This window comes from Desnuesiella massiliensis, from assembly GCF_001403615.1.
GTDB classification, from domain to species: Bacteria; Bacillota; Clostridia; order Clostridiales; family Clostridiaceae; genus Desnuesiella; species Desnuesiella massiliensis.
This window is the reverse complement of record NZ_LN879454.1, coordinates 508,036-522,063: the sequence shown is the minus strand read 5'-3', so window position 1 is coordinate 522,063 and position 14,028 is coordinate 508,036. Positions and strand designations below refer to the sequence as shown.

The 14,028-nt window shown below is 33.6% G+C and carries 12 protein-coding genes; 3 read left to right on the top strand and 9 right to left on the bottom strand.

What is annotated here, in order from left to right; translation table 11 throughout:
- Window positions 1-12: 12 nt before the first annotated feature.
- Entirely contained in the window at window positions 13-843 is an 831-nt protein-coding gene (locus BN2665_RS06145; RefSeq protein ID WP_055666232.1) for an AAA family ATPase, read from the bottom strand.
- Window positions 844-1,106: 263 nt separating this feature from the next.
- Here BN2665_RS06145 and BN2665_RS06140 point away from each other — a divergent pair, with 263 nt between their 5' ends.
- Window positions 1,107-1,676: a uridine kinase family protein gene (locus BN2665_RS06140; RefSeq protein ID WP_055666231.1), complete on the top strand. Its 570-nt coding sequence runs from the start codon at window positions 1,107-1,109 to the stop codon at window positions 1,674-1,676.
- Window positions 1,677-1,815: 139 nt separating this feature from the next.
- On the opposite strand, the gene BN2665_RS06135 is transcribed toward BN2665_RS06140, so the two are convergent.
- Window positions 1,816-2,778, bottom strand: a complete 963-nt coding sequence (locus BN2665_RS06135) for an acetylxylan esterase (protein WP_242865902.1) — start codon at window positions 2,776-2,778, stop codon at window positions 1,816-1,818.
- A 48-nt stretch (window positions 2,779-2,826) separates the two neighbouring features.
- Window positions 2,827-3,561, bottom strand: coding sequence for an HAD family hydrolase (locus tag BN2665_RS06130; protein WP_055666230.1), 735 nt, complete (start codon window positions 3,559-3,561; stop codon window positions 2,827-2,829).
- A gap of 282 nt (window positions 3,562-3,843) precedes the next feature.
- Between BN2665_RS06130 and BN2665_RS06125 the strand changes: the two genes are divergently transcribed.
- Window positions 3,844-4,452 carry a hypothetical protein gene (locus BN2665_RS06125; protein ID WP_055666229.1) on the top strand — a complete coding sequence of 203 codons (609 nt, stop codon included), beginning with the start codon at window positions 3,844-3,846 and terminating at the stop codon, window positions 4,450-4,452.
- A 156-nt stretch (window positions 4,453-4,608) separates the two neighbouring features.
- On the opposite strand, the gene BN2665_RS06120 is transcribed toward BN2665_RS06125, so the two are convergent.
- From BN2665_RS06120 to BN2665_RS06100, 5 genes are all read right to left on the bottom strand, one after another.
- A complete protein-coding gene (locus BN2665_RS06120) occupies window positions 4,609-5,190 on the bottom strand; it encodes an NAD(P)H-dependent oxidoreductase (protein ID WP_055666228.1) in 582 nt (193 codons plus the stop codon).
- Window positions 5,191-5,402: 212 nt separating this feature from the next.
- Complete coding sequence (locus tag BN2665_RS06115) at window positions 5,403-6,821, bottom strand: IS1182 family transposase (RefSeq protein ID WP_055666227.1); 1,419 nt, start codon at window positions 6,819-6,821, stop codon at window positions 5,403-5,405.
- Window positions 6,822-6,975: 154 nt separating this feature from the next.
- Window positions 6,976-7,218: a putative Se/S carrier protein gene (locus BN2665_RS06110; protein WP_055666226.1), complete on the bottom strand. Its 243-nt coding sequence runs from the start codon at window positions 7,216-7,218 to the stop codon at window positions 6,976-6,978.
- A 12-nt stretch (window positions 7,219-7,230) separates the two neighbouring features.
- Window positions 7,231-8,490 carry a double-cubane-cluster-containing anaerobic reductase gene (locus BN2665_RS06105; protein WP_055666225.1) on the bottom strand — a complete coding sequence of 420 codons (1,260 nt, stop codon included), beginning with the start codon at window positions 8,488-8,490 and terminating at the stop codon, window positions 7,231-7,233.
- A gap of 99 nt (window positions 8,491-8,589) precedes the next feature.
- Window positions 8,590-9,351 (bottom strand): acyl-CoA dehydratase activase, encoded by a 762-nt coding sequence (locus tag BN2665_RS06100; protein ID WP_055666224.1) that lies wholly within the window; start codon window positions 9,349-9,351, stop codon window positions 8,590-8,592.
- Between the two features lie 564 nt (window positions 9,352-9,915).
- Between BN2665_RS06100 and BN2665_RS06095 the strand changes: the two genes are divergently transcribed.
- Entirely contained in the window at window positions 9,916-12,048 is a 2,133-nt protein-coding gene (locus BN2665_RS06095; protein ID WP_055666223.1) for a methyl-accepting chemotaxis protein, read from the top strand.
- A gap of 73 nt (window positions 12,049-12,121) precedes the next feature.
- Here BN2665_RS06095 and BN2665_RS06090 read toward each other — a convergent pair whose 3' ends face one another.
- Window positions 12,122-13,891 (bottom strand): GGDEF domain-containing protein, encoded by a 1,770-nt coding sequence (locus tag BN2665_RS06090; protein WP_055666222.1) that lies wholly within the window; start codon window positions 13,889-13,891, stop codon window positions 12,122-12,124.
- Between the last annotated feature and the right edge of the window lie 137 nt (window positions 13,892-14,028).

Genomic DNA, 14,028 nt, shown 5'->3' with positions numbered 1-14,028 from the left:
TCAATGGTTTTATCATAAATATTTAATAAATTTCTCTGGATTATTAAGAAAGGCCTTCATGAATTTTATATGCTCTATTTCATTAAAGCTTACCTTTTCAATAGAAGCATCATCAAAGCTATAAATATCCGCTTGTGGAAAGGCCATCAGTATAGGAGAATGCGTAGCCACAATAAATTGGCATCCCTGGTTAGTCATCTCCTTTATTAAGGACATTAAGGTGAATTGATTCATAGGAGATAAAGGAGTTTCTGGCTCATCCAGAATATATAAGCCATTAGCCACCAATCTTGATTGAAATAATTTTAAAAAGCTCTCTCCGTGTGATCTAGCATTTAGCTCACCATCATACATGCTGTCAAGAGCCGCAATAGAATTTCTATAAGGCAGCTGTGCCAAGCTCTTTGCATATGCAGATCTATCATTATATCTGTTTTCTGCATAGTCTATCTCCTCTTCCATATCCTCTTTTATACGACCTAACTTCTTCGCATAACTTAAGAAATCCTCTGCCCTTAAAAAGAAGCCCTTATTTGTCTTTATTCTCCAAATGAGCTTTAGACTATTAGCTAATTGTCTTGCTGGCTCTAACTCTCTATTTATCTCTACACTCTCGGCTCCCACAGTTATAGACCCTGCTGCAGCTGCTATAGCTTCTAGCAAAGTAGACTTGCCTGTTCCATTCTCTCCTACAAATATAGTTACAGCATTTTCAAAGATTAATCTATCAAAGTTCTTTATTAATGGAATATTAAAGGGATACCTATTTATATCTTGTTTATTCTTATAATAAACTTCTTTTAAATGAATAGCTTTGTTATACTCTAAAACCAGATTAACCACCTACCTATGAGCGTTTTTCTAATAAGTGAAGATTATTAGTATTATTCTATCAGCAATGTAGAACTTAAACAACCTTCTGCTTTTTCAATATTATCTTACTCTTTTCTCTAGTAATTTCATTATTTCTATGTTTAATGAAATCGTATTTATCCATTTCAATATAAATATCAATTATATAATTAAAATTTGAACAAAAACCTAAGCAACATAAACACAATTAATCTAATATATAAATATAATATATGTATTTGAGGTGTTACATTATGAGAAAGAAGCCTTTAATCATCGGTATAGCGGGAGGCTCAGCTTCTGGCAAAACCACTATATGCAGCAAGATTGCAGAGGAGTTAAAACATTTTAAATTAAAAGTAGTGCATATGGACAATTATTTTAAAAAAGAAAGACCAAAGATGAAATCTCCTGAAAATCATAAAGAATACGATGACTTTAATCATCCATTTAGCTTTCATACAGATAGATTGATAAATGATTTAAATACCTTAGCGGAATCTTCAGAGGAAAATTTAGATATTATAATTGTGGAAGGTCTATTAGTTCTATATGAAGAAAAGATTCGTTCAAAACTAAATCTAGCTATTTATGTCGATGTAAGATCAGATGAAAGAGTTGTAAGAAGACTTAAACGTAATATGGAGCACGGCCTAAATTTTGATGATATATCGGATTACTATCTAAATTCTGCAAGATATAGACACGATGAGTTTGTAGAGCCTTCAAAATGGCAGGCAGATATAATACTAAACGGCAGCTCCCATAAGCCCCTTGGCATTGAAGTAATATTATCTTGGATTAAAGATAATATCGCTTTATAAATTAAGCCTACTATAACTTATAGCAATGGTGGCACGAGAAAAATACCGTGCCACCTATAGAGTTTCTGTACGGAAACTTAACTTACACATATATCATAATGGCATTTTCAAGTTGCTAGTTAAAGTTGCTTCTCTATAATTATATATTTTCACTTAAGAATCTTAGTTTAATTTCATTATGAGTTGCATGTCCACCTTCATGTCCATTGAAAGGATATAATCTTATCTCTTTGTGGCTGTTAATTCTGTTATAGGTAGCAAAATAGTGCTTAGCAGGACAGACTTCGTCCTTCAAGCCTACAGAAGCGAGTACCTTACATTTAATTTTTTCTGCCATATTCATAGTATCAAAATAGCTTAATGTTCTTAAAACTTGATCAGTATGTTCAGGATATAGCTTTAAGTATTGCGTAACACTAGAAAAAGCCCCATGAGCTCCTTGTACTCTCTGCTCTAAATTGCTATTGCTCGGCACATCCACCAAGGCAAGGTATGGTCTATGGTCTAAAGCGCATACTGCCATTCCGAGGGCTCCCCCTTGACTTCCACCTTCAATTATTATTCGCTCCTCGTCAACCTCTTGCTGAGCACAAGCAAAATCTATAGCCTTTAAACAGTCCATATAAACCGCCCTAAAATAGTACTCCTTCTTGTCTAAAATCCCTTTACATACCACATTAGAAGCATAACCACTGGAATATTCAGCACTATTTCCAGTTTTACCGCTCTGCTCTCTGCAATCTACAGATAAAACTGCCACTCCCATCATGATCCATTGCATGAAATCTGAGGGTCTACCAGCATTTCCTCCAAAGCCATGATAATGTATGATGCAAGGATACTTTTCCTTTTTAATAAAGGTAGGTACTAAATACCAACCATGAATTCTAGTCTTATCAAAACCATTGTAACTAATGGAATACACCTTTACATAAGGACTGGGATAATCATATACCTCCAGTTTAGCATCTAAAGGAACAGACTCAGCTATGCTTATGGTATCCGCCCAGAATTCCTCAAAGTCTGGCTCTTTAGTCAAAGGTGGACAATAATTAAATAATTCCTTGGAAGTCTTTTCTACATAAGTCATGTTATTTTCCATAAATCTTCCTCCATTTTTGAGTGGTGTGGCGGCTGGCACATTGCCACTTTATACTGCCTCTTCCTGTAAGAATAATCCCTTAAGTTCTTCTAAGGAATTTACGGTAATAAAGGCTTCCTTATGTTCATCCTGAAGCTTTACATTATCGTATTCCCAGTGGTATATTCCTGGAATAAATACCGCATTGATACCTGCTTTTATAGCTGGCATAATATCAGATTTCATAGAATTTCCTATCATCCAGGTATCCTTCTTATTTAGCTTCTCCTTTTCTATAATAGACTCTAATACATCAGTGTTCTTATGAGGAGTTATGTATATTCTATCTTTAAAAAAAGCTTCCACTCCTACTATATCTATCTTCTTTTTTTGAGTTTCTGAATTTCCTCCTGTATATAAATACAGGTTATGATCTGCTTTTTCTAAGGCTTGTAGTATGTCCATCATGAAAGGATAAGGCTCAAAATTTTGCTCATAGGCACTTTTGCCTAGGGCTCTTATCCAAAGTTGCTCCTCTTCATTGATTTCTCTTCCAAACTTCTCAGAGAAATATACATAGGTCTTTATTAAGGAATCCTTAAAGTGCTCTGCAGCAAAGCCATGATGAGTTACACCTAATATATCAATTTCTTCTTGCTTCTTTTTAACTTCTTCAATACTTAGGTTATGATTACTAAACCATTCACTTACCTTTTCTGAAAAAGCATCTATAACTGCATGAAAATATTTATTGCAATGAATTAATGTATCATCTAAATCAAATATTATATTCTGTTTAAACATTTATTTCTCTCCCTTGTAATTATTTAAGCTAGTACAATTTCTTTAGTGGCTTTTACCAGCAATTCTATTATACCATCATAGCATTATATGAGCCTATTATTTTTGCTAATTCTAAGTTCATAGTGTAATTCCTTCTGTATATGCAAAAATTAAAGTATATAGAAGCAGATAATCTATATTTATATGTCGCCTTGCAAGTTATTGAAAATAATTGTAAAAATGGTTACAATTATACATAACTGATATAACCAGATGTATTCATTAAAAAAAGGAATGGTGAGGATGAAGAAAATCGTTTTAATAATGTTAAATATAATAGTACTCACATCTTTAATAATAGGATGTGATACTTTAGAAAGCACTAATAGCATTAGTCAAAAGGATATTGTAATTCAACCTAAAGAACCAGTAATTTCTTTAGAACAAACTATAGGTGCTGATATGGCACAACTTGATTATGCTTCCGATGATATTATTATCTTTCATGGGTACTTTGGCCTCTTCATATACAATGTTAAAGAATCTAAAGTAGTTAGGAGCGTGGATTTAAAGGCAATCAATTGTAGTGCCACTCAAGGAGATAACTATTGCGAAGTGTCTGTTAGCATGGACGGTTCCATAATTCAGCTGCATGATGTATCCAGTAAGGAAATGTATATATACTCAGTTATAGATAATTCTTTAGTAAAGACCAGTTACAAGGCTATGGAAAAACCTTTTAACCTAATACCTACAATAGAATTATCTAAAAAAGATACTTATATTTATAGTGCGGAAAGTGTTAAATTTGATAATGGGAATTTAGGATATTTGGTTTGCGAGGACTTTACCCTTGGAACATTAAAATATATTCGTAATGATAAGGTCTACTCTATTTTTAGCAAACAATAAAAAAGGAAGTATCAAAGCATTCTCCATGCCTTGATACTTCATTTTCATTGGTCTATAGGAGGCTGTGAAAAAAGGTGTTCTATAGGTTTCCCTACACCGCGCGTGGAGCCCCACAAGCGGCCCGTGAAAAAGAACACCTATGTTTTTCACGTCCTCCTATAGATTCTCTTTAATTATTTTTTCTACTTCCTTTAAATATCCCTTACGAACCTCATCAGATACATGAGGCACTGCTCCAAAGAAAGCATGACTAACCTGTTCTATGCCGCAGAAATTAAATATTCCTTGGTCTGTAGCCTGCTTCATTGAATTATGCATACCATTGGCAGCATACATTTCACTTGGTGCACCTGTAGTAGAGAACAATAGAGCTTTCTTACCTTTTAATAATCCATTTGGAGTTCCCTCTACATACTCGTAAGCAAAACCATAGGAAAATACTCTATCCACATAGCCCTTTAGTATGGCTGGCATAGAGGTCCACCAAACAGGATAAACAAAAGTTATAACTTCAGCCCATTTTACGTGCTCCTGTTCTGCACCAATATCTTCTGGAACCTTGCCGCTTTGGAAAGCCACAAAGTCTGAGGGCTTCAATATTGGATCAAAGCCTATTTGATATAGGTCTCTAACTCTAACACTGGCTCCTTTTTCCTCTGAGGCCTTTACTACAGTATCGACTATTCCTTTTCCAAAGCTTTTGGGATTTGGATGTGCAAAAACTACTAAATGATTCATATGAATTTCCTCCTATAATATAGAATACTATGTTAGTATTTGCTTGGACATCGACGTTTATTCTAAAAAGTTATTGCACTGTCATTTGCACATCCTTTAAAAATAACTAGCTAATCTAACCGTCTATTTAAACAGCTATTTTTTAAGGCATCTTATTAAAATAAATGTGGCAAGGTAAAACGTCCGAAACCACTGAAAAAGTACCTGTTTCATTAAACTGAAATTAAATTTTCAGCTAAAAATAGAACTCTAGCACTTTTAGCTATCAAAAAGTTTAATATATTTAGCTTTAAAGAGGATACCATGTTAGCTATCCTCTTTAAGTTTACTGCTAACGCAGTTAGCAGAGCTTGCATGGACATACTTCTTAGACCGTACCCCTTGGCACGGTCTAACCCATGGAACCTCTTCATTTCACCATTTTTCCACTCATGGCATGCACGGTTTTTATATTTATCTAAAAACTCCTGTGTCTTTGCTCTTTGACTATATTCGTAGAATTCAGGAGTGTTTATTCCTACTTCGAGTTTCTTTGCTACTATTTTGCCTGAGATACACGTAGACCGATGAGGGCAAATTTTACATATGTTTTTATCGAAAGTATATAGAAAGCTTTTTCTTCCACGCTTATCTGCTTTGGGGGATTTTTTGATTGTACAGTTTCCAAACTGACAGAACCATTGATCTGAATCTTTGTTGTAGCTATATTTACTCTCATCAAGTCTATATACTGATTCACTTATTGGTATATAGCTTTTAGCACCGTCGTGAACTACTACCGCAGTTATAAGCCTTGACTTTCCAGTGGTCATTACAAACTCAGTTTTATATCCAAAGAAATCTTGAGTTTTTGACTTGTGTCCAACTCTTGCATCCTGGTCTATCAAGGATCGTACTCCTTTTTGCTGTATAAACTTTTCATCTTGCATTATATCCCTGGCATTCTTAATAACTTCTGCTACCGCAGAAGTTTCACCATTGTCAATATATTGTTCAGTCTTTTCAATTAGATTCTCTACATAGTTTTGCATTGTTTCTTTTACTTCTTTATGATCTTCAATAGCTTTATAGTCAGGTATATTTTTATCAATATCATCTGGGAGCATACCTATCTCTTGCTCTAGGCCTTTTAGAATATGTTTTGCTATGTGCTTTAGTATTCTTTCAGGTGTTTTCTTCGCAGTATTAGCTTCTGTATGCGTAGCATCAATGCTTATTGACGTTTCTTTTATGAGACCGTTTTTTATGCACTGCTTTATAACTTCCTTTATGATATCGTCCATAGTAACAAGCTGAAGCTTATGTACTCTGAACTTAGCTAAAAGACTTGGATCAGGCAAGTCTTCTTCTGGATTTATACCAATAAACCAGCTATATGCCAGATTGTATCTAGTCTCTTCAATAACTTTGATATCTGACAGATTATATAGATACTGTAACACAAGCAGCCTAATCATCATTTCAGGTTCTTTAGCTGGGCGCCCATAGTATTTACAATATGACTTCTCAAGCATTTCATTTATAAAACTGAAATCAACAGCTTGATTTATTAACTTTAGCATATGATTTTGAGGAATTCTGTTGTATAATATAGAATACAGACTATATTGTTTTGGTTCACATCTTAACATATAGTTTACCCCCTTCTTTTGGTTATGGTTCATGCAAGTCCATTATACCATTTTGAGGGGGTTTTTCCTACGCATTTTCAGCATAATATTACATAAATGTTAATTTTTATTGCATGTTTTTCAGTGGTTTCAAACGTCCCCTTGCCACTTAAAACTAATAAAAGCTCTTATAAATTTTTTCTATACTATGAAAGCCTAATATGCTTATGCCATTTTCCTCCACCAAACTTTTTATACTTTCTTCATCCTTTTTGTCATACTCTATAGATATGCCACAGCAAGTGGACAGCTCCCGAGGTGTAGGAACTATAACATATTTTATTTTTCTTGATTTAAGTAGTTGTTCTAGAGCTAGTCCACTACTGTGAGAGGGAAATAAAATATAGTTTTTAATCATTTAAATCACTCACTACAGCATTTCAAGGAAGGCTTCAATTCTTGTTTTTATTTGTCCTGCATCCTCTGTGGAGTAATCAGTTTCTATATTTATCACAGGAATTCCCGCTTCTTTTAAAGCCTCTTCTACTTTTTTATATTCTACAGAGTAAGTATGGCAGAAGGAAAGATTTGAGTAAACCACTCCGTCCACTTTATACTCTTTTACATATCTTAGTATGTCTTGTATTCTTCCATCATTTGGAGTAAAGCACGCACAGTTGATTTCTAAATATCTATCAGCTAAGTTTTTGATTAGATCTTCTATACTTTCTCCTTCAGTGCTTACTTCATTTTCAAAGTATCTAGTTCCTGTACAAGTTTCTTCTACTACCACTTGTGCTGGAAGATTTTCTATTATATGATGAAGTTTCCAGTTTGGAAGAGCCATAGGCGTTCCTGTAATCATTAATCTCTTTTTATTATTTTGTGCTTCTACTTTTATCCTTTGCTCTAATTCATCGCATAATTCATTTACCTTTTGAGTAAATCTTGCCGGATTATCGTAAAAGGCTATTTGCGATACTAAAAGAGCATCAAGTCCACTTATTGGAGAAGGTGTAAACTTTCTAAGATCATATAATCTTTTAAGGGCCCTTCTCTTCTCATTACAGACTTCCATAGCCTTCTTTAAGCCTTCTACAGTAACCTTAACTCCGGTTAACTTCTCTACTTCCTCTATAAATAGCTTTATTTCTTCCATCCACATATTATAGTCTTTATTTCTCTTCATTTGTGGTAAATCCATCACATGCACTGGCACGTATTCATTTAGGATTTCCCAAGCCTTTTTCTTTCCATCACAAGTAGTCTCTCCTACTATCATATCGCAGGATTGGAAGTAAGGACAAGTTCCGCTTACCTTTGCTCCTACAGCAGCTTTTATAAGAGGGCATAAATTTCTTGGCAATAGTTTTTCCCCATCCTCTACCCAAAACTGAGAACCAGCACATAATCCAACGGAAATAGCGTTAGCTGCCAATATTACTTCATCTGGCACGAACACACAGAAAGTTCCTAAAACTTTTCCGCCTTGAGCCTTATGATCATTCAATTCTTGAACTCTCAATCCATGAACTTCTGATATTACGAAATTAAAGTAATTCATGCCCTCTGGCCTATTTTCTTGAGTTAAATACACTCCTCCATATAGTTCTGGTAAAACAGCACAAAGTTCATCATGCTTCTCCAAATCCATATTCAAGTTTTTCCATAGTTCTCTGTAATCTGCCATTAGTAAATACCTCCTAATATTTTTATATAAGGCATCTCCAAAAAATAGCTAGTCAGTCTACTCGGATATTTGACTAGTTATTTTTTACGATGTCTAAATTTATTTTTTACCCATCAATGCCGCACCTATGGCGCCTGCATACCTAGCTAAACTATTTGTATTTAACGGTTTTCCTAACCTTTTTTCAAGGCTTTCCAGCATATAAGGATTATCACATAAGCCCCCGGTTAAAAAATACCTGTCTGCCCTGCCATGTTTTTGACACAGGGAATTAACCTTTCCAGATATGGACTCTATGACTCCATGAGCAATATTTTCTCTTTTTTCCCCTTGCCCTATTAAGCTTATTACTTCAGACTCTGCAAATACAGTACACATAGAGCTTATGACAACACCTTGTCCACTTTTCCAAAGTTCACTCATTTCCATGATCTCCAGGCCTAAGGTATTCGCCATCATCTCTAAAAACCTGCCCGTACCTGCGGCACATTTATCATTCATAGTAAAGGAGGTTACTCTTCCTCCCTCTAAGGTTATTACCTTTGTATCTTGACCGCCTATATCAATGACAGTACAATCCTCCTTTGAAAGATAATAAGCTCCCATGCCATGACAAGTAATCTCTGTTAAAGTCTTATTAGCAAAAGGTACAGATACTCTTCCATATCCCGTAGCCACAATGAAACAATCCTCTAAGCTATCCTTAACATAGCCATTACTAATTAAATATTCTTTTATGTTATTAGCAGTTTCTTTACTGCTCCACCCTGTTGCAAATACAGAAGTATTAATTAAATTCTTCTCTTCAAAAATTGCTAACTTAGATGCAGTAGAACCTATATCTATGCCAATATATTTCAACTCAGCTTCATCCCTTCAACCACATTGTTAAGTAAGTATCGGATTTTGTAAACATTTGCAATATCCTATTAAATTATACTTTAGTTTATAGTCCAATTCTAATTGATAATTCCTATAGACAATTATTTCACTATCAGGATTATAAATTGATAAAATATCAATACTTCTTTGATATTATCAACTCAAAACTTATTGACAATTTTAAACGATTACATTATACTAAATTTACGTGGTAATAACGTGGCGTTATACATAGTCATTCTTGTAAACCCTAAACTGATGAGCAATCATGGTTTAGGTATTTTTTTTACCTTTATGCAAGCTCTATGCTATGAATTTTCAATCTACAATTCTATAAGCTTTCTCTTATAAATCACATAATTCTCATGTTTACAGTATTCTAAACCTATCAGTGAAAATCCCTCTTTGCCATAATTTATGAAAAATGACTTTAAAATTTGTTATATCTTACGAAAATACTACCATGCCACCAATTATAAGAAAAATCTGTTATAATTTATATAATGCAAAGGATTTCATTATTAAGCACAAGGAGGGTAAGATATGGGCAAGCCTTTATTTAAATTAAAGAAGCCTAAAATAGCCAAGGAAGGTAAATTTAAAGAGACTAAAGAAAAAAGAAATAAAAGTAAAAAGAATTATTTTAAGGGCAAAAACTCTATATTTAAAAATCTTATAAAATCTACCACTACTATTGTTCTATTTTCATTGCTATTATCCAGCATAGTTATATTTTTAATTACAAAAAATACTGTAACCGAAGATTTTAAAAACTCAACTATTCAAATACTTAACCAAAATAAAAATTACATAGAATTAATTAATAAAACCGTAGAGTCTACCTCTATGCAAATTTTTACTAATAATAAATTAGTATCTAAAATTTATGCTAATTACGAAACCTTCTATGATAGATTTAATGCCAAGCAGGAAATTCTTCAAGATGTTAAAGCTATTATAAATTATGGAAATCTAAATCTGATTAAAAGCATTCGTATTTATAGTGATGATTATGACTTCAACTTAGATACCGATGGCACTTTCATGTCTGATGAAAAGCTTGCAAAAGTCAAAGAAGAAGCTTGGTATAAAAAGGCCGTGTCCGATAGTGGTGCAGCTTCTTGGAGCATCCCACATAAAAATATTTTTGCAAATACTGATGAAACCATAATAAGCTATAGCAGAGTTTTAAAAAATGTATCTCTAAATAAGGCAGTGGGTGTACTTCAGGTGAATATTTTAGCTGAAACATTAAATTCTGCACTGAAAAACGCTAAGATAGGTCATAATGGTTATATTTATATTGTTGATGAAAATGGTTATGTTATATCCCACAAAGACCCTAAGCTTTTAGGAACTCAGCTTACAGGGGACTATGTAGAAAAAATCAAAAGTGAAAAGGAAGATTATTTCAAATTCGCTGATGGAAATACAAAGATGTTTGGAGTATTTACCACCTCCGAACTTAGCGGCTGGAAATTTGTTGCTGTAGTACCTGAAGCTGAGCTTTCCTCCTCTGCTAAGACCATTGGGATATTTACTATATTAATAATTTTTGTTTGTCTCGGAGTTTCTATTGTTATGTCCATACTAAACAGCACCAAATTCACAAAACCAATTGGTGAAATAATCGATGTAACAAAAGAACTATCAAAGGGAAATTTCAGAGTGAAATGTAAAGAAAATAAGATTTACGAAATAAATGAGTTAAATAATTATTTCAATGAGATGATAAAAAACTTAAGAGATATGTTCTCTACCACAGCAGAGCTGGCTATTGCTACAGATACCTCAGCTAAGAACCTTCTTAATATCTCAGAGGAGATAACTCACAGCTCTGAAGAAATAGGTGCTGCTTCCGGTGCCATAGCCAAGGGATCTTCAGAACAAACAGAAACTGCCATGATCTGCGTTGAAATATCCTCAAGCTTCAATTATGAACTAAGCAGTGCTGTGGATATATTAAATGAAGCAAATAAAGCTACAGATAATTCTAAGGAGATAATAGCCACTAACGAAGTAGTAATAGCTAATTTAAATAAAACCTCTTATGCAAACTCTCAGGCTATGTCCGAGGTTTCAAAAACCATATCTGAACTAAATAATAATACTAAGGACATTCTTATTATATTAAAGAAGATTCAAGACATTACAGAACAGACCAATCTACTATCCTTAAATGCATCTATTGAGGCAGCTAGAGCTGGAGAGGCCGGGAGAGGCTTCGCTGTAGTAGCAGAGGAAATAAGGAAATTAGCAGAACAATCTCAAAAGGCTTCTAAGGACATAAAAAGCATAATAGATAATGTAAATGGCTCCATAAAATTAACTTTAAATATTTCAGACCAAGCGCAAAATGCTTTCAAGGAAGAGCTTGACCAAGTTAATAAAACCATAGAATCCTTTGATTCCATAAAGAATTCTATAACTCATATAACAGAAGCTATGGAAGATGCCACAAAATCTATTAAGCTTATAGATACTGGCAAGGACATACTAAATAAATACATAAATACCATTGCAGAAATATCTCAAAGAAATACTGCTTCTACGGAGGAAGTTACTGCTTCCATTGATACTCAATCTATGTCCAATAATGAAATGTATCAATTAGCGCAGGTGCTAAATGAAAATGCTCATAAATTAAAGGATGTAGTAGACAAATTTGAGTTTTAAACAGTTCAAGGGAACGATCCAAGGGGACGTTTCCATTGCCACCTATGACAATGGAAACGTCCCCTTGGCACATCTACTCAATTATATAGCAGCTTCCATGCATTCTCTTGCATCTTCCTTTAAGCTCACTTAAGTATTCACTCAAGTCATCGCTAGAAATAAATTTGTGTTTAGCAACATTAGTGCCGGCTATAGATATGCTGACTATAGGGAAACACTCTACTTCACCTTTACGATTATTAGATGTTATACACCCTCTTGCCAGGTCATCATAAGAATAAAAGTCTTTTATTTTACTATCAAAGGCTTCAATTATATTTTTTAATATATCCTCTATTCCTTCACAGGCGATTATAGATATAAAATCATCTCCACCTACATGTCCAACAAAATGATACTTGGTTTCGGCTTCAGATATATTTTCTTGTATTATATCAGCTTGAAGCTTCAATATCTTATCTCCATTTTCAAAGCCGTAAACATCATTATAGGCCTTAAAATTATCCAAATCATAATAAATTACATAGCAATCTTGCCTTTCATGTATAATCCTCTTCAATCTATCCTCAATAATCACATTTCCAGGTAATCCCGTAAGTGGATTGGAATGTTTTGCATTATCTAGCTCTAACTTAGTGGTATAATCTAATAATTCTTTTACCGTTATAACTCCATAATACTTCCCTTCCTTAGTTATAATAATGTAATCATATAGATTTTCATCTTTTCTATTCATAGCGATGTTAGAAACCTGAGCTAAGGGGGTTTGATAGTCTACCTTTAGTGGATTACCATTCATAAGAAGCTTTATTGCTCTATTCATATAAACCGCATTGCCATACTGAGTAGCCAACCTAGCATAAAACCCATTTCTCATAACTAAGCCCACTACGCTGCCTTCATGATCCGCTACAGGTATTCCTTGAATATACGCATTATTTGAAAAAATATCATTCGCTATTTTACTTGGACTTTCAGGGCTTATGAACTTTTCTACTCTTGCTAAATTACCTATAGGTATATTATTAGAACTACAATAGGCTAACATATGCTCAAGCTTTTGAAATTTAGCCATGATATTTTTCACCTCTAGAGTTATCTCCCCTAACTCTTCACTAGGCCTTTGAAGTAAGAAGCCCTGTCCATATTTAACACCTAAATTTATTACGGTCCTTAATTCATTTATAGTTTCGATGCCTTCTGCTATAATATCCATGTTAGTAGCATTGGCAAATTCTCTTAGAGCCTTTACTAAAGCCTGATTTATAGGCTTTTTATCGATATCTCTTATAAGCTCCATATCTATTTTTATATATTGAGGATTGGTTTCTGCGATCATCCTTAATCCTGAATAACCTGCTCCAGTATCGTCTAGGGCAATCTTGTATCCTTGATTAGTGTAATTATCCATAATATTCTTAAAGGTTTTATAATCTTCTATTAATGTTCTTTCCGTAATCTCAAAGATAATATTTTGAGGATTAAGATTATACTCCGTTATAAACTCTCTTGTAAAGCCGCTTTTAAACTTTTCATCATATATTACCTTAGGATCTACATTTATAAATAGCATTTTAGATATCTTTTGCTTTGAAGCATTTTCTAAGGCTTTTATCCTGCAGAGATATTCTAGTTCCCATATTAGCCCATAATCTTCAGCCATTTTAAAGAGTATATCCGGTCTTTCTAAGCTGCTATCCTTAGGTCCTCTGCTTAAGGCTTCATAGCCTAATACATCCCCATCTACCAAGGAAACTATAGGCTGAAATAGGGTTCTTATACTTTTATTTTTTATTATTTTTTTAAGAGTATGTAAATTTATACTTTGTTCTTCTATTTTCATGGTGACACCTCATAAGGCATCTCTAAAAAATAACTAGTCAGTCTACTCGTCTATTTTTTGCGATACCTAAAAAATTTACAAATAACCTTATATTATAAAGTATAGCTAACAAAGTATGAGTAAATGTTAAAATAAGG